Origin of the sequence: Acutalibacter intestini (assembly GCF_034334985.1) — a bacterium.
Lineage (GTDB): Bacteria > Bacillota > Clostridia > Oscillospirales > Acutalibacteraceae > Acutalibacter > Acutalibacter intestini.
This window is the reverse complement of the sequence record NZ_JAWXXL010000039.1, coordinates 14,755-33,018: the sequence shown is the minus strand read 5'-3', so window position 1 is coordinate 33,018 and position 18,264 is coordinate 14,755. Positions and strand designations below refer to the sequence as shown.

16 protein-coding genes and 2 pseudogenes are annotated in these 18,264 nt (G+C 45.3%); 12 read left to right on the top strand and 6 right to left on the bottom strand.

Going from position 1 to position 18,264, the window contains the following annotated elements; translation table 11 throughout:
* The first annotated feature begins 133 nt into the window (after window positions 1–133).
* From U8U68_RS18310 to U8U68_RS18285, 6 genes are all read left to right on the top strand, one after another.
* Complete coding sequence (locus U8U68_RS18310) at window positions 134–2,302, top strand: SpaA isopeptide-forming pilin-related protein (RefSeq protein ID WP_322203412.1); 2,169 nt, start codon at window positions 134–136, stop codon at window positions 2,300–2,302.
* Window positions 2,299–3,087 carry a class B sortase gene (locus U8U68_RS18305; RefSeq protein WP_322203410.1) on the top strand — a complete coding sequence of 263 codons (789 nt, stop codon included), beginning with the start codon at window positions 2,299–2,301 and terminating at the stop codon, window positions 3,085–3,087. Before U8U68_RS18310 ends, U8U68_RS18305 begins: the two co-directional genes overlap by 4 nt.
* A 29-nt stretch (window positions 3,088–3,116) precedes the next feature.
* Complete coding sequence (locus tag U8U68_RS18300) at window positions 3,117–3,839, top strand: DUF6674 family protein (protein ID WP_322203408.1); 723 nt, start codon at window positions 3,117–3,119, stop codon at window positions 3,837–3,839.
* A 175-nt stretch (window positions 3,840–4,014) separates the two neighbouring features.
* On the top strand, window positions 4,015–4,644 hold the full coding sequence (locus tag U8U68_RS18295; protein ID WP_322203406.1) for a recombinase family protein: 630 nt from the start codon (window positions 4,015–4,017) through the stop codon (window positions 4,642–4,644).
* 194 nt (window positions 4,645–4,838) lie between these two features.
* Window positions 4,839–5,252 carry a ribonuclease Z gene (locus tag U8U68_RS18290; protein WP_322203404.1) on the top strand — a complete coding sequence of 138 codons (414 nt, stop codon included), beginning with the start codon at window positions 4,839–4,841 and terminating at the stop codon, window positions 5,250–5,252.
* A complete protein-coding gene (locus U8U68_RS18285) occupies window positions 5,249–6,292 on the top strand; it encodes a DNA/RNA non-specific endonuclease (protein WP_322203402.1) in 1,044 nt (347 codons plus the stop codon). Before U8U68_RS18290 ends, U8U68_RS18285 begins: the two co-directional genes overlap by 4 nt.
* Before the next feature lie 49 nt (window positions 6,293–6,341).
* Here the strand turns inward: U8U68_RS18285 and U8U68_RS18280 are convergent.
* From U8U68_RS18280 to U8U68_RS18260, 6 genes and pseudogenes are all read right to left on the bottom strand, one after another.
* Window positions 6,342–6,680: pseudogene (locus tag U8U68_RS18280) on the bottom strand (tyrosine-type recombinase/integrase); the annotation flags it as partial.
* 63 nt (window positions 6,681–6,743) lie between these two features.
* On the bottom strand, window positions 6,744–7,169 hold the full coding sequence (locus U8U68_RS18275) for a tyrosine-type recombinase/integrase (RefSeq protein ID WP_322203417.1): 426 nt from the start codon (window positions 7,167–7,169) through the stop codon (window positions 6,744–6,746).
* Window positions 7,170–7,223: 54 nt separating this feature from the next.
* Window positions 7,224–7,433: pseudogene (locus U8U68_RS18270) on the bottom strand (site-specific integrase); the annotation flags it as partial.
* A gap of 83 nt (window positions 7,434–7,516) precedes the next feature.
* Window positions 7,517–8,473: a tyrosine-type recombinase/integrase gene (locus U8U68_RS18265; RefSeq protein WP_322203400.1), complete on the bottom strand. Its 957-nt coding sequence runs from the start codon at window positions 8,471–8,473 to the stop codon at window positions 7,517–7,519.
* Window positions 8,470–8,916 (bottom strand): tyrosine-type recombinase/integrase, encoded by a 447-nt coding sequence (locus U8U68_RS22510; protein WP_367575856.1) that lies wholly within the window; start codon window positions 8,914–8,916, stop codon window positions 8,470–8,472. Before U8U68_RS22510 ends, U8U68_RS18265 begins: the two co-directional genes overlap by 4 nt.
* Window positions 8,917–8,942: 26 nt before the next feature.
* Window positions 8,943–9,689, bottom strand: a complete 747-nt coding sequence (locus tag U8U68_RS18260) for a site-specific integrase (RefSeq protein ID WP_322203398.1) — start codon at window positions 9,687–9,689, stop codon at window positions 8,943–8,945.
* Window positions 9,690–9,937: 248 nt separating this feature from the next.
* On the opposite strand from U8U68_RS18260, the gene U8U68_RS18255 reads away from it, so the two are divergent.
* The 6 genes from U8U68_RS18255 to U8U68_RS18230 all read left to right on the top strand — a co-directional run bounded on the left by U8U68_RS18255 (window position 9,938) and on the right by U8U68_RS18230 (window position 17,972).
* Window positions 9,938–10,387, top strand: a complete 450-nt coding sequence (locus U8U68_RS18255) for an XF1762 family protein (RefSeq protein WP_322203415.1) — start codon at window positions 9,938–9,940, stop codon at window positions 10,385–10,387.
* Complete coding sequence (locus U8U68_RS18250) at window positions 10,384–12,276, top strand: peptidoglycan DD-metalloendopeptidase family protein (RefSeq protein ID WP_322203396.1); 1,893 nt, start codon at window positions 10,384–10,386, stop codon at window positions 12,274–12,276. The genes U8U68_RS18255 and U8U68_RS18250 overlap by 4 nt, the downstream gene beginning before the upstream one ends.
* 1,126 nt (window positions 12,277–13,402) lie before the next feature.
* On the top strand, window positions 13,403–14,962 hold the full coding sequence (locus U8U68_RS18245) for a S8 family serine peptidase (RefSeq protein ID WP_322203394.1): 1,560 nt from the start codon (window positions 13,403–13,405) through the stop codon (window positions 14,960–14,962).
* Between the two features lie 303 nt (window positions 14,963–15,265).
* A complete protein-coding gene (locus tag U8U68_RS18240) occupies window positions 15,266–16,291 on the top strand; it encodes a radical SAM protein (protein ID WP_322203392.1) in 1,026 nt (341 codons plus the stop codon).
* A gap of 29 nt (window positions 16,292–16,320) precedes the next feature.
* Window positions 16,321–17,625 carry a radical SAM protein gene (locus tag U8U68_RS18235; protein ID WP_322203390.1) on the top strand — a complete coding sequence of 435 codons (1,305 nt, stop codon included), beginning with the start codon at window positions 16,321–16,323 and terminating at the stop codon, window positions 17,623–17,625.
* Between the two features lie 95 nt (window positions 17,626–17,720).
* Window positions 17,721–17,972: a phosphopantetheine-binding protein gene (locus U8U68_RS18230; protein WP_322203388.1), complete on the top strand. Its 252-nt coding sequence runs from the start codon at window positions 17,721–17,723 to the stop codon at window positions 17,970–17,972.
* Window positions 17,973–18,264: the final 292 nt, after the last annotated feature.

The window sequence follows — 18,264 nt, the reverse complement described above, 5'->3', positions numbered from 1 at the left end:
TCTTCAAATTGTTTCCGACTGATGTCACTTGGATAGCTTTTCCTCACCTGTCTTCCCCCCTCATCCCCTCTATTTTATCACTGGACCGGATGGTTGGCTAGATACTAAACAGGTTCTTAAAAAGGAGAACCCTATGAAAACAGTGAATAGACTGGCCGCTGTCGCACTGGCAGCGGCCTTTGCTTTTGCAAGCGCGCTCCCGGCTGGGGCGGTGGTTGTGACCGACGCGCCCACCCCGGACCGGGTATACTTTCGGGAAACTGCCGGGGACACATTTTCCGGCTCGTTTGCCATGGACAAAGAGATCACCAATGTGGAGGCGGGGGAGGACCCCGCCTTTACTGTCTCTTTTGAGGGGAACACGCTCAAATTCGATTCCCTCTATGCCTCTGCCGAGCAGACTGTTAAGCTGGTATGCGGCGGAGAAACGGTCGAGAAAAAGCTGGGCCTTGCTGTGTATGACCCGGTGGACGTGGCCACCGCAAAGGGCAGTGTGACCCTGACGGTCAAGAACAGCCGGACCCTCAAGCCCATCCCCAACGCCGCCTATACCTTGTATAAAGGAACGGCCTCTGTCAAGACCGGCCTGACTACCGACAAGGCGGGACAGATCACTGTGGGCAGTCTGGACCCCGGCGAGTATGAATTGCGGCCTGCATCTACCCCAAAAGGGTACAAAGATACTTCTGGCGTAAAGTTCTCCGTTACCGGGCTGGAAATCTCTGGCGGTGATAAAGAGATTCGCACCAGCGAGGGCAAGAAGATTGTTGCTGGGGACAGCGAGGTACTCATTGCCGGGAAGTTTTCTCCTGCCGTGGAGCTGACTGCTAGTAACGAAAAGCAGATCGGTAGCGTGACTGTGGAATATGAGAATTTCGGCGCAGCGCTGGGCGAAAAGGGCGAGAGCAAGACCTTTGAGTACGTCACCCTGCAAGCCGCCCAGGAGGAGCTGAACCATTTGAAAAACTCCGGGCAGATATGTGGCGCGGTGCATATCTCCTACAAGCTGGCTGAGAAATCCGGGCGCAGCTACACACAGTATCTGACGGAGAAAGAGCCCGAGCCCACGCTCGTCCCTACGCCGGTTCCCGCACCGCCCGTCAACCAGGGCGGCACGACCAACACAGTGACAAAACCCACGCCCACCACAGCGCCCACACCGAAGGTCACGCCTACTCCGGCTCCGACCGCTACGTCCAAACCCACCTCCACCCCTATTCCCACCGCTACACCCGCTCCAACCTCTGTCCTGGATGGACAGCTGACTATCGCCTGCACCTCTGACAAAACAGGGCAGGCGTTTTCCTTTGAGGTCAGCGGAACCAGGGCCGAGGGCGGTAAGTTCAAAAAGGACTTCAAGACCGGCACAGATGGGAAAATCGTCACTGACATTCCCGCTGGCGAGTACACCATCACTCCAAAAAACGTGAAAGGCTTTGAACTGCCGGAGGCGCAGGCCATAGAGATGGCCGCTGGCGGGAGCGCCTATCTGGCCTTCAGCTTTGTGGCGAACCAGCGGGATTTGACCCTGACCGTGGTGGACAATGACGGTCAGCCGGTTGCCGGCGCGACCGTGGGCCTGTTTGAACCGGGAGAGGCTCCATTGCCGGAGGTCAAAAAGGAAACGGAGAGCGACAGCACCGACATCAGCGAAACCCTGGCGCAGATCAAGGATCAGAAAGCCGCCGATGAAAAGTGGGCTGATCCCTACACGAAAGCCAACGCCATCTATGTGGGCAAGACCAGTGAGGACGGGACAGCGCTCATTCAGAATGTGCCGGTCGCGGAGTTCGTGGCAGTACCCATCGAACTGCCGAATGGCTATTCTGCGGAAAAGATTGCCACAGAGATTCCCTCCGGTTTGGGGAGCAAATTCACAGTCGCTTGCAAATATGTGGCGGTTGACCTGTCCGTGTGGAGTACCGCCACCAACTCCCTGGTTGTGGGAGCAGACCTTGTGCTACTAAGTGAGGACGATACTGAGCTGGCAAAGTGGAAATCCGGGGAAACTGCCCACTGCCTGATTCGTGTGCCCCAGGGGGAGTATGCGCTGAAAATTACCCAGGGCGTACAGAGCGATACTGTCCATTTTGAAGTCGGGAAAGATAAATCCTTGCAGGAGGTCAAGGTGGAAACCTATCTTCCCGGCGAAGTCGCCGAAGGGGAGGCACAAGAGCTCACTCTGAAAGATCTGGAACACCTTCTTCCCTTTGCCGCCGCTGGCTTTGTGTTACTGGCGGGGGTGATTGTGGCCCTGCTCATTTATCGGGATTCCCGCAAGCGCTCCGGAGGGCACCGATGAGAAAGTTTGCGATGGCACTGGCCGTGCTGATGTTTCTTGGCGCTGTGGTTGCCGCCTGTTGGCTGGTGAACGTCTGGCATGAATCAGACTTGCAGGAAACGAAAATCGTTGAACTGCGGAAATTGGCCGCAAAAACGCCTGCCACTGATCTGAAAGGAGGAAAGCCATTGACAGAACGGCCAGCTTTGCCGCAAAGTGATACCGCCGTTAAGGAATCTGACACGCCTGTTCTCCATGACTTGGCGTTGCTGAAGGAGAAGAACCCGGACTGTGTGGGCTGGGTGTCTATTGCCGGCACAGGCATAGACTTCCCTGTCATGCAGAACGGCGATTTCTACCTAAAGCATAATTTTGACGGCAACTACACCGACTATGGGCTACCGTTTCTGGATGAGCGGTGCAGCCTGGACACCTCCGACCAGCTCATTATTTACGGCCACCACATGAACGACGGCAGTATGTTTTCCGCGCTGCTGAACTATGCAGATGAGGACTACTGCGCCGCTCATCCTGAGATTGTCATGGAAACAGAGTACGGCGCTGAAACCTACCAAGTGGCGGCGGTGGTTCGGGAAAAGGGCAGTTATGTGGACGGTGAGTGGAACCTGTTTGACCAAATCAACATCAGCACTGGTGCTTTCAACACTCTTGTGAATAATCTTGACGAAAGGAGGCTTTATGATACTGGGCGGGAGCTTGTCTTTGGTGACAGACTCCTGACCCTGGTGACCTGCGAGTATTCGCAGAGAAACGGCAGATTGGCGGTGATAGCAAGGAAATCGTAAAAAATCGTTACAGAAAGGGAGGGCTGACAATGACATCATTGCCTCTGGGCGAGAGTCCGGAAGTGATACACCTGTTTGAATCCATGGAGCAGAACCGGCTCTATGTGGAAAAGTCTCGAATGGAGGAGATTGCGGCGCATATTGACGAGCTGCTGGCCACATTTAGGCAGATGGAAAAGGAGCTGGCCAACCTGCGCCAGCAGGCGGGCGGCGAGTATGCGCCTATTCTCAATGTGGGCGCGGAGGTTGTAAAGGAGGCGAAAAGCGTGGTGGAGCGCGTCAAGGAGACCTTTCGCGACACGGCGGGGCGGGCGGCTAAACTAAGCCACGATGCCCTGGTGTCCACCATCCACGCCGCACACATTCCCGGCTTGCTGGAAAAAGTGCAGAGCGTCCTCCACGACACGGAGTTGCGCATGAGGAAAAGCGCCCACAAAGCCGAGGTCATTTCCGACGAGCTCCATGCCGCGAATGTACATCTTGGCAACGCTGGCCGGACCGTAAGCGGTAAGGCGGTACAGCAGCACATAGCCGCCGACCGTCCGGGGGCCCTGCGCTTGATCCGTTCTGGATTCCTGGGGCTTGCCAACACCTTTGAGCGGCTGAGCGGCACGACTGCCAGACTGCGGGCGAAAATCCCCAACTTGGATAAGACTGCCCAGAACCGTGAATCGGTGCGGGCCAAAATCCAGAGCCTAAAACAGCAGAGTGCTCCCGGCAGGGCGCGGCAGATGGGGGAGGTGGAAATCTAAGCGATAACCAAGGGGCTGTGGGAAACCACAGCCCTTTCCCATGTTCCCGGCTTCGGGCGGGGATGTGGGAAAGGGCTTATGCCTCTTTGTAACTGCCAGCCAGTGAAGAAATCTGTACAATAATAGATAGCGGCTCTCCTATGGCGCGGGGGTTGCTGAAAATTAGATAGGAGAGATGCGTATGATTTATGGCTATATCCGTGTTTCCAGCACGGATCAGAACGAGGACCGGCAGCGGATCGCAATGGAGGCAAAAGCTGTGCCTAGGAAGAACGTCTACATAGACAAGCAGTCTGGCAAGGATTTTGAGCGGCCCCAGTATAAGCGGCTTGTCCGCAGGCTCAAGCAAGGCGATCTTCTCTATGTGTTGAGTATTGACCGCCTGGGACGCAACTACAAGGATGTGCAGGAGCAGTGGCGCATCCTCACAAAAGAAAAGGGTGCTGATATTTGCGTGATAGATATGCCACTCTTAGATACCCGCACAGCAAAGGACCTGATGGGCACCTTTATAGCCGATCTGGTGCTGCAAATTCTCTCTTTTGTGGCTGAAAATGAGCGGGCAAACATCAAGAAGCGCCAGGAGCAGGGAATAGCCGCAGCGAAAGCCAGGGGGGTTAAATTCGGTCGGCCAGAGAAGCCCGTGCCGGAAAACTTTGTGGAGATAGTGCGTCAATGGGATGAGAGGATAATTTCCACAAGCGAGGCTACACGACTTTGCGATATGAGCCGGGCTACCTTTTATCGCAAAATCAGGGAAAACCCGGACACGAAAAATGTACGGTGCAAACAAAACCTGTCTTAAAAAGCAAACTTTTTGAGACAGGTTTTTCTCTATCTAATTTTACCATATAAGCGCTTGGTTCGCAAGGATTTATTTGAAGATTTGTACATTACAACGAAAAAATAGGGTTAAACTGTATCAGAAGTAAGCATTTCTCGAAATGCTTACCTTTCTTTTTTTACAGCACATTTCTAATGGCAAAGGAGGCTTTGACATTGATTTTGATTGCTTTTGTGGATGACGGTGGCGGCATGATGTTTAACCACCGCAGGCAGTCGCGGGACAGAGCAGCGCTGCAACGAATTTTGGACATGACCGCCACCTCAACTCTCTGGATGAACGAGTATAGTGCGCCGCTCTTTACAGAGTTTGGTACGCCGCAAGTTCAGGTTGATACGCAGTTTTTAGATAAGGCTGGGCTGGAGGATTACTGCCTTGTAGAAAATGCAGATGTAACGCCATATTTGCCGTTTATCGAAAAAATCTTCTTGTTTCACTGGAACAGGACTTATCCATCTGATGTGAAGTTCCCAATAAAGCTGGACGGCGGTAAGTGGCGGCTCATTTTAACAGAAGATTTTCCGGGCAGTTCCCACGAAAAAATAACTTTGGAGGTCTACACAAAGTGAAACGAAGTTTGAAATATCTTGCCCTTATCCTATCCCTGACTTTCCTGATTAGCGGCTGTTCTCTGGATGAAAGCGGAAGCAGCCCCATAAGCAGTTCCGTCACGTTGGAAGTTTCCAGCGAGGCCGCTACACCTACCCCGAAGCCAACTGAGAGCCCTACACCGGAACCCACGGCAACCCCCACACCCACTCCAACGCCGACACCCTCACCCACGCCTGCGCCGACACCGGTTGCTGTTGATATATCCAGCATACCAGCATATTCGGGCTACGCCTATACTGAGGTCAACGGCAACGTGCCCTACTTCACGGAATCCGACTACACCACGGTTTCCTTTGAATCCTACTCCGATCTGGATAGCTTGGGCCGCTGTGTCATGGCCTATGCTTGCGTAGGTGAGGACCTGATGCCCACCGAAAAGCGCGGTGAGATTGGGCAGGTCAAGCCCTCCGGCTGGCAGACGGTACGCTATGATGGGCTGGTGGATGGAAATTACCTCTATAACCGCTGTCACCTGATTGGCTACCAGCTTTCCGGTGAAAATGCCAATACCAGCAACCTGATTACCGGCACCCGCTACTTGAATATTGAGGGTATGCTGCCATTTGCAAATATGGTGGCCGACTATGTGAAGGAAACAAAGAACCATGTTCTATACCGCGTTACGTCCATATTTGACGGCGATAACCTCCTTGCCAGCGGTGTTCTAATGGAGGGCTACTCTGTGGAGGACGAGGGCGCGGGGATCAGTTTTTGCGTGTATGCCTACAATGTCCAGCCGGGGGTTACGATAAACTACGCCAACGGTGAAAGCGAGTTATCTGCCACGCCAGAACCAGAGCCTACGCCTACACCAGCTATCGAACAGCCTGCGGTGGTCGGCGGGGATTTTATTGGCAACGCGAATACCAAGAAATTCCATTATCCGGACTGTTCCAGTGTAAAAAAGATGAATGAATCCAACAAGGTTGAACTTCATGGGACGCGGGACGAGATTATTGCGATGGGGTATGAACCCTGTAAAAATTGTTTGGGGTAGATATTGATTATGTAAAGATACGGGCTGATCTCTGCTGAAGCTAAGGAAATCAGCCCATATATCTTAACAAATCAAGCAGTTTGGAATTTTCTTCCCAGTCTTTCACGGTGTTATGCATATACGGAGAAGCAGCTTCAATGGCGCGTCTTTTGGCCTCATCGTCTGCGCGGGCATATATTTCTGTTGTTGTAACGGCCACATGCCCCAAAATATCACGGATGTAAATAAGATTTACCCCGGACTGGAGCAAGTGCATTGCCCTTGAATGGCGTAACATATGCGGATGTATATGCTCTGGTATGACATCTGCTTTCTTCTGAGCCGCTCGCTTAGCGTATTTATTCAATAGATATGCAATTCCAGCTCTGGTAAACGGTTCTCCATATTTGTTCCTAAATAATGGATAACATCTCTTTCTGCATCTCTCAAATTATTTCTATCGAGATAATACTCAATCAACGCCTGGGTTTTTCTCATAAGTGGGACAATTCGGCTGTGTTGACAAAGTCCTCCTCGAAAAAAAGTTGCACAAAAATTGGCAAGAAAATGCAGGCTTCCTAAAAGGAAAACTCGCCCTTTCTCCCACTTTCTTTGTGTATTTTACCGATAGCTTCTTGCAATTTTGGACTTTGTCAACACGACCAATTCGCGTCTTATTACCTTTTCCATGCAAGATTGCGACTGGTGGCGAGACAATCCTAATATCACTCACGGTTAAGTCAATTATCTCCTGCACTCGCGCCCCAGTATCATACATGACAGTTATAAGAGCCAAATCTCTTAGCTCATCTATTTTCAATTTGTCGGGTTGCTGTAAAAGCAGTTCAATGGCATCGAGAGTAAGATAAACAGGAGGCCGTTTAGTCTTTTTCTTCATTGGTATACCAAGTATTTCCTGGGCCTGAGAAATGTACGATACGTTCTCTCGCAAAAGGAATCGGAAAAAGGCATGTATTACGGCAAGGCGTTGGTTTCTGGAAGCGATTGAATAATTTAAATTATTTTCCAAATGGTCCAGGAAACGGATAACCAGTTCGCGGCTGAAATGTACTAAATCGAATTTCTCAATCTTGATTCCTTCATATTTTTCGCAATACTTCAAAAGAAGCGTCATAGCATCCCTATATGAATAGATGGTATTTTTGCTTAGACCTTAGATTCCAGGTAAATAGACCTGTAAATATTTGCGCAAATACTGGCAAAAGCTGTCGTCTGCACCATTGTCTATACCTCTGGAACAACATGGCCGGTATAATCGCTGAGCAGTTGTTCAATCTTAGGATATACATCTGCGGTTAAACGGAGATAACCTTCTGTCTCTTTTATTGACTCGTAGCCTAGATATGCAGATAAATACGGAAGCGCAGTATATATGTCCAATCCTTGAGTGGTCATATTTTTTAGGGATTGAACGGCAAAAGTATGACGGGTATCGTGCAGGCGTGGCCCAAAACCACGACCGCCATGGGGGATTCCGGCACGAAAAAGAATTTTTCGGAACAGCTTGTAGCAGGTGTTCTGTGAGATACCCGTATTCCGTTTGGTTTCAAAGAAGTACTCTCTTTCTTGGCAGCATGAATAGCTGTATTGTTGCAGCCGTTTTGTTAATGAAACATTCATTGGAACAAGGCGGCTTTTGAGATTCTTGCTTTCAAGAATATACAGTACTCCATCTGTTAAATCTACATCCGTTATTTTCAAATTGACTGCCTCAGATATTCTCAGCCCCGTAGAAAACAGTATCCTGAGAACTTCAGGCATAATTTTATTGTAACCGGATTGGCGTGACAGCTCCAGTTTATCTGCTTCATTGTATATCCTGAGTATTTCACTTTCCGTGAAAATGCAAGGGACATATTTAACTGTACGCATCCTAGGGCTTAGGGGAATATATGCAGGGATTTCTCTGGAATTGAGGTATATTGCGAGCTGCCGGAAGATGGCGAATCTATACGACCAGGAGCTAACGCTCTCGCCATCCCGCCGTTGACACCACGCCTCTGCTGTCTCCTGTGTGATTTCAAGACGGTTTCCTGCCCTTTCAGCAAGAAAGCGTGATAAGGCCATAAGTTCGTATTCAGGTCTGTCATACTGTAAGCCCAACCCTCGCTTGAACTGTATGTAGGAAATAAATACCTCGACCCAAGGCTCTGCATATTGTATGGGAGTAGAAGTAATCACAGAGAATCCTCCTCTCCTAATACTGGCAAAGCACATTTGGACAATTTATTTAGGTCTATTTTCAGGTAGATTTGTGTGGATGTGGTGGTTGTGTGGCCCAGTACTTCTGAGATCGTGGGGAGAGGTATATCGTTTTTTAGTATATTCGTTGCCAGGGAATGACGAAGTGCATGTGGCCCATGCTTTTTCCCTTGGGTGTCAGTTCCAGCCGCAGAGAAGTAACGTTGGATCATACAATGGACACTTGAAGAAATAATGGGTCGTATTGGAGGATGGTGGCGAAGGAATATCGTGCGAAAGTCGGAATTTGGTCTGCCATATCGAAGATACTCAATGATTGCATTGCCTATTTCGCCGCTGAGAGGGAGTTGCAAAGTCTCTTTTGTTTTCTTCTGCAAAACACAAATTCTGCTGTTTTCCCAGTCAATATCGTTAAAAGTCAGGCCGCAGATATCAGATGCACGAAGTCCTAAACGTGCAGCCAGGAGAAAATAGCATAGTCACGTTTTCCAGTTGCATTGCCACGGTCAACACATTCCAGCAGTCGTTCAATTTCTTCCGGAGAGTAAACGGATAGAATGGTGGATTTGTGCGAATATTTTACGTTGGGAATAGTATCTTTGTAGTTCGTAGCCACGTAGCCATTTTCATATAAAAACAATAGGAACATCCTTAGCGCTAAAACTGTATTATATCTGACTGACAGTGAAAAAATGGAGAGAGATGCTACATAGTTCTCTAAAATGGCCATATTGATTTTCTGAATGGAATCTATTCCATTATTGTTCAGGTAAGCCGCAAATTTTTCAAAATAGCAGTGCTGCTTGTGGATCGTGCGGTCAACTATTCCCTGGTACTTTCTGTAAGCCAGAAATTTCTCATATACGGGCTGAAACCATATGGGGAACTGATAATCAGAACGCTTAAATCGAAATGGAACAGTACCATTTTCTGCAAAATAGCTGAGCATATTGATTACGCGGATATAGGTACTAGCTTTCCGCGTAGTTGATTTGTTGAATTTGACATCATGAAATGCTTCTTTGAGGAACATTTCGCCAACTGAGGAACTGTATTGGATAATACCGTGCTGGCTGCAATAACTCAAAAGTTCCTTAAATATTGACTGGTATTGAAGCAGTGTCCGTTCACCGTAACCAATACGCTCCAATTCGTTGGCAAAGGACTTAATGATTTCGCTGGGATTACTGTTCATGTTAGTGCCTCCTTGATAGTAGTGCTATCAAGAATACCATAGCGAGAGTTTTATGTAAAGATTTACCTGCTGATTTCCTTTACTTTTACGAAAATCAGCAGGTATCTTTACATAACCAATATCTATCCCAAACATCTTTTATGTAAAGCTTTACATAAAAGATGCCGACCATGAAATAATTCATTATATATCCAAAGAACTATCGTGAAACAGCGTTTTCACGGTGGCTCTATTTCTTTAGGAGGTGGATAGTTATAGAAATTGTACCAATCAGTTTGAAAGAAGCCAACGCCTTTGTCAGCGCATACCACCGGCACCACGGCCCGGTGACCGGGCATAAGTTTTCCATCGGGCTGTCTGATGGAGAAAAGATTATCGGCATGGTGATTGTCGGCAGGCCGGTCAGCCGCTATCTGGACGATGGCTGGACCCTGGAAGTCAACCGCCTGTGTACAGACGGTTCCCGAAACGCCTGCTCTATGCTCTATGCGGCGGCGTGGCGGGCAGCGCGGGCCATGGGCCACAAGCGCTTAATTACCTACATTTTGGAGAGCGAAACCGGAGCCAGTTTGCGGGCTGCTGGCTGGAAGTGCATTGGGCAGGCTGGCGGTCTGCGTTGGACCAGCAAGCGTAGGCCCACGGTTAACCTCTATCCGGCGCAGATGAAAGTACGGTATCAGCGGGAGGTGGAAAGATGAGTGACGATTTACAGACAAGGGACAAACAGAATCGGGATGTTGACAGTTCAGAGCAATATGCTATCAATGTGATTGGCAATCGGTCGCTACAATCCGCTAATTTATTGATGAAAGAAAGTAAGCGGACTGTAGAGAAGGCGTTAGCGGGTAAATCTGTGCCCCGGCAGTTCGAAAGAGAGAACCGATGGACCTCGCCCATCACGCCCCGACAGGCACCCACGGCAGAAACTGTACCGCCAGATAGGGGAGTACATACGCCGACGAAAGCATCGAAACAGCAAGAGGAGAATTTCAAGCCCGTATCCAGCGAACCTCACGGCCAACATCATACTGAAAGACAAGACCACTTTTTCAGTATAGCGGATGATGTTCCTGGTGAAAATGTGCAAACCGATGTTGAGCCGGTTCCCTTTTCGTCAGAGGAAAAGTCAGTAGCAGAGGAAACATCTGCCCCAGCCACTTCAAAGAGCCAGAGGTGTTCTGCACCGCAAAAAGCGGGCCACCATCAGAAAGACACTTCGCCGCGTCAAACAAAAAGAAATCTCTTTCCTGCAAAGGTGGAAGATTCGCCCCATATGCAGGCAGAGGACAACAATCTGCATTTGAGCGAAGAATCCTCCATTACCACATGGGAGAACAGCGCCCTCACCAACAGTTTGCAGAATCAGGGTGCGGCACTCCGAACCGCTGAAACATCCGGCGCGGCTTTGCAGACGTTCCAAGCCGCAGGGCAATCGGCAGGAAATGCTGGGGCTTCTGCCGCTGCCAATGCCGCCGCTCCGGGAGTGGGGGCAGTAATCCAGGCCCCAGAGAAAGCTGCAGCGAAGATCAAAGAAACCGTAGAGAGCATAGCCGCCAGCGCCTCCCACAGTTCATCATCCTTGGGAGCGCTGGCGGCGCTTTTTCTTATACCTTTACTGATAATCGCCGCGATTGTAGGAGCGCTGCGGGGCGGCGGCTCGGCCCGAAATGTGGGACTGTCTGATGATGTACTGGCCCTCATGCCGCAGATCAGCGCGGCGTGTCAGGCGAATGGAATCCCGGAGTATGCGCCTCTAGTTGCTGCCGTTATCATGCAGGAATCCGGGGGCCGGGTGGCCGATGTGGGCGGCGACGTGATGCAATGCGCCGAAGGTATGGGCCTGCCAGTGGGTACTCCGGTCAGCTTGGAGGAATCCATCAACTTTGGGACAAGCATTATAGCTGCTAATCTCCAGCTTGCCGGGGCTGCTGGGCCTACGGATATTCCGGCCATTAGCTTGGCATTGCAAGGCTACAACTTCGGAAACGGCTACATATCCTGGGCGCTATCCCGAGACGGGTATTCCAAGAAGAACGCCCGGGAGTTCTCCCAAATGCAGGCAGCCGCCCATGGCTGGAGCGGCTACGGTGATATTGATTATGTGGACCATGTTTTAAGATACTATCAGGTGAGCACAGGCGGCATGGGCGATATCAGTTCTATTGCAGATGGGCGCTTCGCCTACCCGTTCCCCGGCCATTCCTGGGACACCTACCCCGGACACAATGGAATCGACATTTCATTTGCCAACTGCTACGGTGAACCAGTCTATGCGGTAGCCGCTGGGACCGTGCGCTATACGCAGGACGGCTGGACCCCTGCTCATGGCGTAGGCGGAATGTGGTCTTTTGGCAACAGCGTTTTTATTGAGCATGGGGATGGATGGATTTCCGCTTATGGGCATCTATCGGCGCTGGCGGTAACGAGTGGAGAAGCCGTCACACAAGGCCAGCTTATTGGGTATATTGGCAACACAGGTAACTCCACCGGACCGCACCTTCATTTGGCGCTCTATCACAATGGGGACGCTGGGATTGGGGGGCAAAACTTTGCGGAGCTGGCTTGGCCGCAGAATAGGCTTTTCTGAAAAAATGAATTTCTCTTGCCAACCTGATTACATTGTAGTAGGCCTCATTAACGAAATTGATAATTTGGGGAAATTATGGGTCTGTTGACAAAGTCCTAAACGAAAAACGCTCGTTGGCAAAACGTACAAAGAAATAGGTGGAAAAAGACGATCCCTTCCTTTGAATAACCTCATTTCACCGCTTAATTTTGTGCATCTTTTTTCAAGAGTCGACTTTGTCAACAAACCCAATTATAACCCAAAGCTAGTTAAGTATAAAATGTTCCCATTGTCAAGGACAAACTATAGAATTGCCAAAAATCCGACGCATCCACAAAAGAAATCCCCCAAACAGGAAGTGTGAAGGAGTTTGGATATCATTGTCTATTTTTAAGGGACGTAGGGTCTGCCTATTTGTCGACTTCGCAAATTTTCATCTGGCCCAGTGCTCACTCATGGTATATTTAAACAAAAAGAAACTGAGAAGTTAAGTAAAAGCGACGATTGACAAGAATGGTATAATATAGGTATAATAAATCAAAAAGTTAGTGCATTACAAAACGAAAAATTGTTGCATTACAGTCTGTAGATAGGAGGTGCTTCTGTTGAGATTGAAAAAGCCATCAAAAAATATTAACAGAAACAAGGTGCTATTGTACACAGCAAGTACTGGCGAAAATTGTAATTGTTGCTGGTGATATTTTTTCTAGGAGGTGTGTTTTGTCATGAAAAAATTGAGAAAGCCTTTGAAGCGCAAGGCTGATATTAGGCTATACGTTTCTGGGGAAAATTGTAACTGTTGCTGGTAAAAATTTCGCAGAGTGGCGGGGATTCTTTTCTTCGCCGCTCTGCGTCTGTTATAATCATTTCACATGGTATAAAGGTTTATGATAAAGTCCTGTATACTAGCAGCGTTTTTGTGAAGAATCCATTCGTTGACTTAACGAGCCATAGACTCAACCGAAAAAAACGGTTAGGATGAATACTGCCTGGAAAGAGTGTCGAACTCAATTTCAGCCAAATTAAGCCTAAAATATGGAGGAGCGTGTGATTAATCTCTGAGCGCTATGCGATTAATCTGGCTTTACACAGTTTCTATGCGGTATATGAATCGGATGTTTCAGCATGAGTATTTAGGAGACAAAACATGAAAGTATTATTAATTGATTCAGGCATCACAAACCATAAAGCACTTTCATCTTTAAAGATTTATCCTACGGGGTACAATGGACAAAATCACATTAGCGACCTTGAAGATAATATTGGGCATGGAACTGCGGTAGCAGGGTTAATTGTCCGGAACCAATTGAGTGTCGAATTATATGTTATCAAACTATTTGATGACACTTTTAAATGTAGTGCAAACCAGTTAATTGATGCTTTGCATTATGTTCTAGAAATGAAAATAAGATTTGATATTATTAATATGAGTTTTGGATTAACTCATGTGGATGATTTTTCAGAACTGCTTGAACTTGAGAGAGTATGCAAATCACTGAGGGATTGCGGGACTATTCTAGTTGCTGCCTACGATAATGAAGGAGCTATATCTTACCCGGCTTTTTTTCCATGTGTTCTTGGTGTTGACTCTTCACCTAATGTAAGCGGTAAAAGTGAAATAGAATATATACAGAGTTCTTGTGTCAATCTACGTGGATTTGGGTGTTCGCAAAAAGTTATTTGGCCTAACCCTGACCATACAGTCATTAGTGGAAACAGCTTTGCTTGTGCAAATGTAACAAACAAAATCATAACTTTGTTAAAAGATTCTACTCCTACAACAAATATTGAAACTACGCTTAAAAAAATCTCTCTGACGCAGTACAATTTTGACAATTCTTCTCCAGTTGAAGAACGCCCATCATGGCTGGATGGCGCGAAAGCGATTTTTTTCCCTTTTGCTAAAGAAATTCATAGCTTGTTAGCGTATGAAACAGAATTAGTTTTTTCTGTGACAAATGTTTTTGATTTAAAACATTTTGGACGTATTGGGCAAAATGTTTCAAGATTTCTTACATATAAGTCTATTAACAACAGATTAATAAAGAATTTTGAAACAATACCCTGGCAATCAGACGAATTTGATGTGATTATTGCCGGTCATTTAGACGATATTTCATGGCGATATAAGTGCGATGTTCTTAAATTACTAATTGAAAAATGTTGTATGCATCACAAGAAGATGTATTCTTTCGACGATTTATCTCTATATAGTACATTTATCGATTCCCTTGGCGGTGATAGTAAAGATTTCTTTTATCCACATATAGATAAACAAAGTATTCCTAAAGGAAGATTTGGCAAATTGCATGAAATAATAACCCCTGTCGTTGCTGTGGTAGGGACTAGTTCAAGTCAAGGAAAATTTACTGTACAACTTGCGTTGAGAGAACAGTTATTAAAAGCAGGTTTCAAAGTGGGACAAATTGGTTCTGAACCTTCTGCTTACTGTTTCGGAATGGATTACACTTTTCCGGATGGATATCATTCAACTGTGAATATTGATGGGTTTGAAAGAATTATGCTTCTAAATGAACTGATGCATGATTTAGATCGTAAATGTGTTGATATATGCATAGTTGGTACACAGTCAAACTCAATTCCCTATAGTACATATAATCTCGCAGCTTATCCTTTACGCCAGCAAGAGTTTTTATATGGGACACAACCCGACGCGTTTTTTTTTAGTTGTGAATCCGCACGATGATGTATCATATATACTTAAAACTAAGTTAGCGATTGAGAATATGTTTTCAACCACATGCCTTGGAATAGTGATTTATCCCATTGAAAAATACCAAAACTCGGTTCAATAAATGTTGACAAAGATGTTGTGGGAACGAATAGATATGTTGCGTTCAAAAACGAAGTTTTAAGTGCTGTAAACGCCCCAATTTTTGACTTTGTAGAAGTATTAACTAAAAACAAACTGCTTGATTGTATCATAAATTTTTTCTCGTAATCATTAAAATGGCGATAAATAAGCTTAAGATATGTGAGGCGAACTTTGATGATGTACAACAGAAAAAAGAATTGTTATATATCACCAATCAACGTCAATATTGAAGTAACAGAAAAGTGCGATTTGAACTGCAAATTTTGTTTCAAAAAAAGTGATGGCTTAAAAGAAATTGATTTTATCTTATTGTGCAGGTATCTTGATCAACTAGCGGAATTGGGAACGCCTGCTATACAATTCAGCGGAGGGGATCCTCTGCTATATTCATATCTAATACCTGCGATAAGATATGCTCACGCGAAGGGGTTTTATATAAGAATGTCGACATCAGGGAAAACTTTTTCTTTATCCTACGCTGGAGAATTGAAACAAGCTGGTTTAGATACACTTCATGTCTCTTTAAATGGTTCCACAGAGTCAATTCATTCAGAAACACGTGATGGTTTCAATTACTCCATCAAAGCAATTGATATTGCTCACCAAATGAATATGCTTTGTGTGATAAATTGGGTTGCCAACCATTCCAACGTTCATGATTTAGAAAATTTAATTATCATTGCTAAGGAAATGGGGGTTAAGCGAATCGACATTTTATCAAATAAGCGTAATTATGACGGCCAACTCTCTCATCCGATGACAATTGAAGACACACAGTATTTGAAAGAAGTATGTGAAAAATATGATGACTATGTATCAGTTGAAAGTTGCTATAACGAGTTACGCCTACTTTTATATGGGAGATCAATTTCAATCATAGATAAGGCTTGTAAAGCAGGACGATTTCATATGGCAATTGACGTTCAGGGAAAACTTTTACCATGTCCACATCTTGCGCAATATGCCAAAGATGAGAAAGATATCAAGTCATATTGGGCGAATGACTTGACTCTTTTAAAGTTTAGACAGGCATGTCGAAATGGCACATCTAACGATTTATTAAATATGTATTCTGATTCATGCGTGTTTTGTAAAAATAAATCTGTTTGTTTTCCATGCTATGCAAATTGTGATAATTCGATAAGAGATTCTGTTACATTCAATTGCTTATTGCAGTCTGATTATTATCAATTAGCTTGAGCAAAAAACATACTAAAAGGGTGATTATTGTGAAAAGAAATCTTGTCAAGCCTTCATTTTATAATGAGTTAATTAACAAAAGCGACGGAGTTGCCTTGTACAATACCAAAACAGGAAAAGCTGTTCGCATATATGGCAATAGAGCAATGCGGGCAAAAGCAATGCTTTTGAATCAAGCCCCGCAAGCGTTAAATAAAGATGATGATTTGCAAACGAGTTTGTATGCATTGCAGTTTCTAATAGACTTGTCTTTAGATGAATTTCAAGAAATGGCAAAACTTGAAGAAGAACAGCTCTTTGATGATTTTTTGTATCTAACAATTTTACCCACAGAACAATGTAACTTTAGGTGCTCTTACTGTTATGAAAATTTTTTAAGAGGAAAAATGCCGGATGCTATACAAGAGCAGCTGTGTGAATTTGTAGAGAAAAAAATTCATTTTGAAAAAGGCCTGATGGTAAATTGGTTTGGGGGGGAACCACTAGAAGCGCTTGATGTTATCGAGAACTTGTCAAAACGACTCATTGACTTATGTAAAGCACACAAGAAGGTTTATTATGCTGGAATGACTACAAATGGTTATAATTTGACTCTTGACATTGTGAAGCAATTAAAAAAGTTGCATGTGACTCAATATCAAATTACACTAGATGGATTACCCCACAATCATGATCAGCAGAGATACCTTGCAACAGGGGAAGGAACAGCAAATCAGATTATTCAAAATTTGCTAGACATTAAAAACGGGATAAAAAGTAAAACAATACACTTCAACTTGCGGACCAATTTTACAAAACCAATGTTATCTCAAATAGGCCAATTTTCAGAGTTTTTAGAGAAGAATTTTTTATCTGATGATAAATTTGGTATTTTTTGGCAGGTTGTTGGAGACTATGGGCAATTGATTGATGATTCAATAAGAGAAGAATTCTGTTCAGAAAATGACTACTCAGAGGTTATTTTGAAGCAAGCAATTCGGCACAGGAATAGTGTTTTTGAAACGGCGATGCGGCCTGCTGGTTCTGTGTGTTATGCCCTAAAAAGAAATGCATATGTAATCAGCTCTGACGGACTAATAAAAAAATGTACATGTGACATGGAAACGAATGCAAACCGTTTTGGTTCCCTTTCGGAAGGGATAGATGAACGAAAGCATGAAGCCTGGTTACGACGGAAAATATTACCAAATTCGAAATGTTATACATGTAAAAAGCGTCCTATTTGTCATTTTCGCGCATGTAAAAAATCGCATTTTTGTCCACCTAACTTATATTTCTTTGACCAAATGCTAAGTAAATTGACAGATGATAAGAATTTCTATACTGAGATATAAGAGTTCGAAGAGAAATGACAATCATAGAGCTGACGGTATTTTGCCAAGAATAATAATATCATTTATAGACAGCAATAAAGAAAAGGAGAATTTGTATGGAAAAAATTGATATCGAAAATAAGATTGCAAATATTTTTGACGATCTTGGGTTACTTGAGCAGGAGGGAGATTTGAAATTGATTGATTCAGAACAGATTGACTCAATTCAACTTGTTTCTATTATAATTGAATTAGAGGAATCGTTTGGCATTGAGATCCCTGATGAATATTTGACTCCAGACTTTTTCATTTCATTTGATAATGTTGTATCTATAATTGAACAATTATTGTTGACGGATGTTTCTTAATAAATCAGTTATATCTGTGCAATAATGCAACTTCAGAGTGTGAATAGTTATGTGTTTTTAAGTTGCTCTCAACAATAATTTTTTAGGTAGCAGACTGAAGTTATACAGTTTATTGTAGCATGTGTATCTTACCGTTTTCGGCTTATTTGAATGAAGTAAGCAAACACATTAGGCCTTGTTTGAAAAAAGAGGAAGCAGTGCTAAATCAAAATAATAGCAATAGCGGCCAGGTAAACGAAGGCAAGAAAAGACGCATCCAACTTGTCGTACCAGGTGGCAATATGACGAATCT

Bases quoted from the DNA above. Each gene is read 5' to 3' on its own strand.
- U8U68_RS18240 (WP_322203392.1), top strand. From the start codon at position 15,266: ATGATGTACAACAGAAAAAAGAATTGTTATATATCACCAATCAACGTC.
- U8U68_RS18300 (WP_322203408.1), top strand. From the start codon at position 3,117: ATGACATCATTGCCTCTGGGCGAGAGTCCGGAAGTGATACACCTGTTT.
- U8U68_RS18305 (WP_322203410.1), top strand. From the start codon at position 2,299: ATGAGAAAGTTTGCGATGGCACTGGCCGTGCTGATGTTTCTTGGCGCT.
- U8U68_RS18245 (WP_322203394.1), top strand. From the start codon at position 13,403: ATGAAAGTATTATTAATTGATTCAGGCATCACAAACCATAAAGCACTT.
- U8U68_RS18310 (WP_322203412.1), top strand. From the start codon at position 134: ATGAAAACAGTGAATAGACTGGCCGCTGTCGCACTGGCAGCGGCCTTT.
- U8U68_RS18295 (WP_322203406.1), top strand. From the start codon at position 4,015: ATGCGTATGATTTATGGCTATATCCGTGTTTCCAGCACGGATCAGAAC.
- U8U68_RS18275 (WP_322203417.1), bottom strand. From the start codon at position 7,169: ATGAAGAAAAAGACTAAACGGCCTCCTGTTTATCTTACTCTCGATGCC.
- U8U68_RS18260 (WP_322203398.1), bottom strand. From the start codon at position 9,689: ATGAACAGTAATCCCAGCGAAATCATTAAGTCCTTTGCCAACGAATTG.
- U8U68_RS18250 (WP_322203396.1), top strand. From the start codon at position 10,384: ATGAGTGACGATTTACAGACAAGGGACAAACAGAATCGGGATGTTGAC.
- U8U68_RS18230 (WP_322203388.1), top strand. From the start codon at position 17,721: ATGGAAAAAATTGATATCGAAAATAAGATTGCAAATATTTTTGACGAT.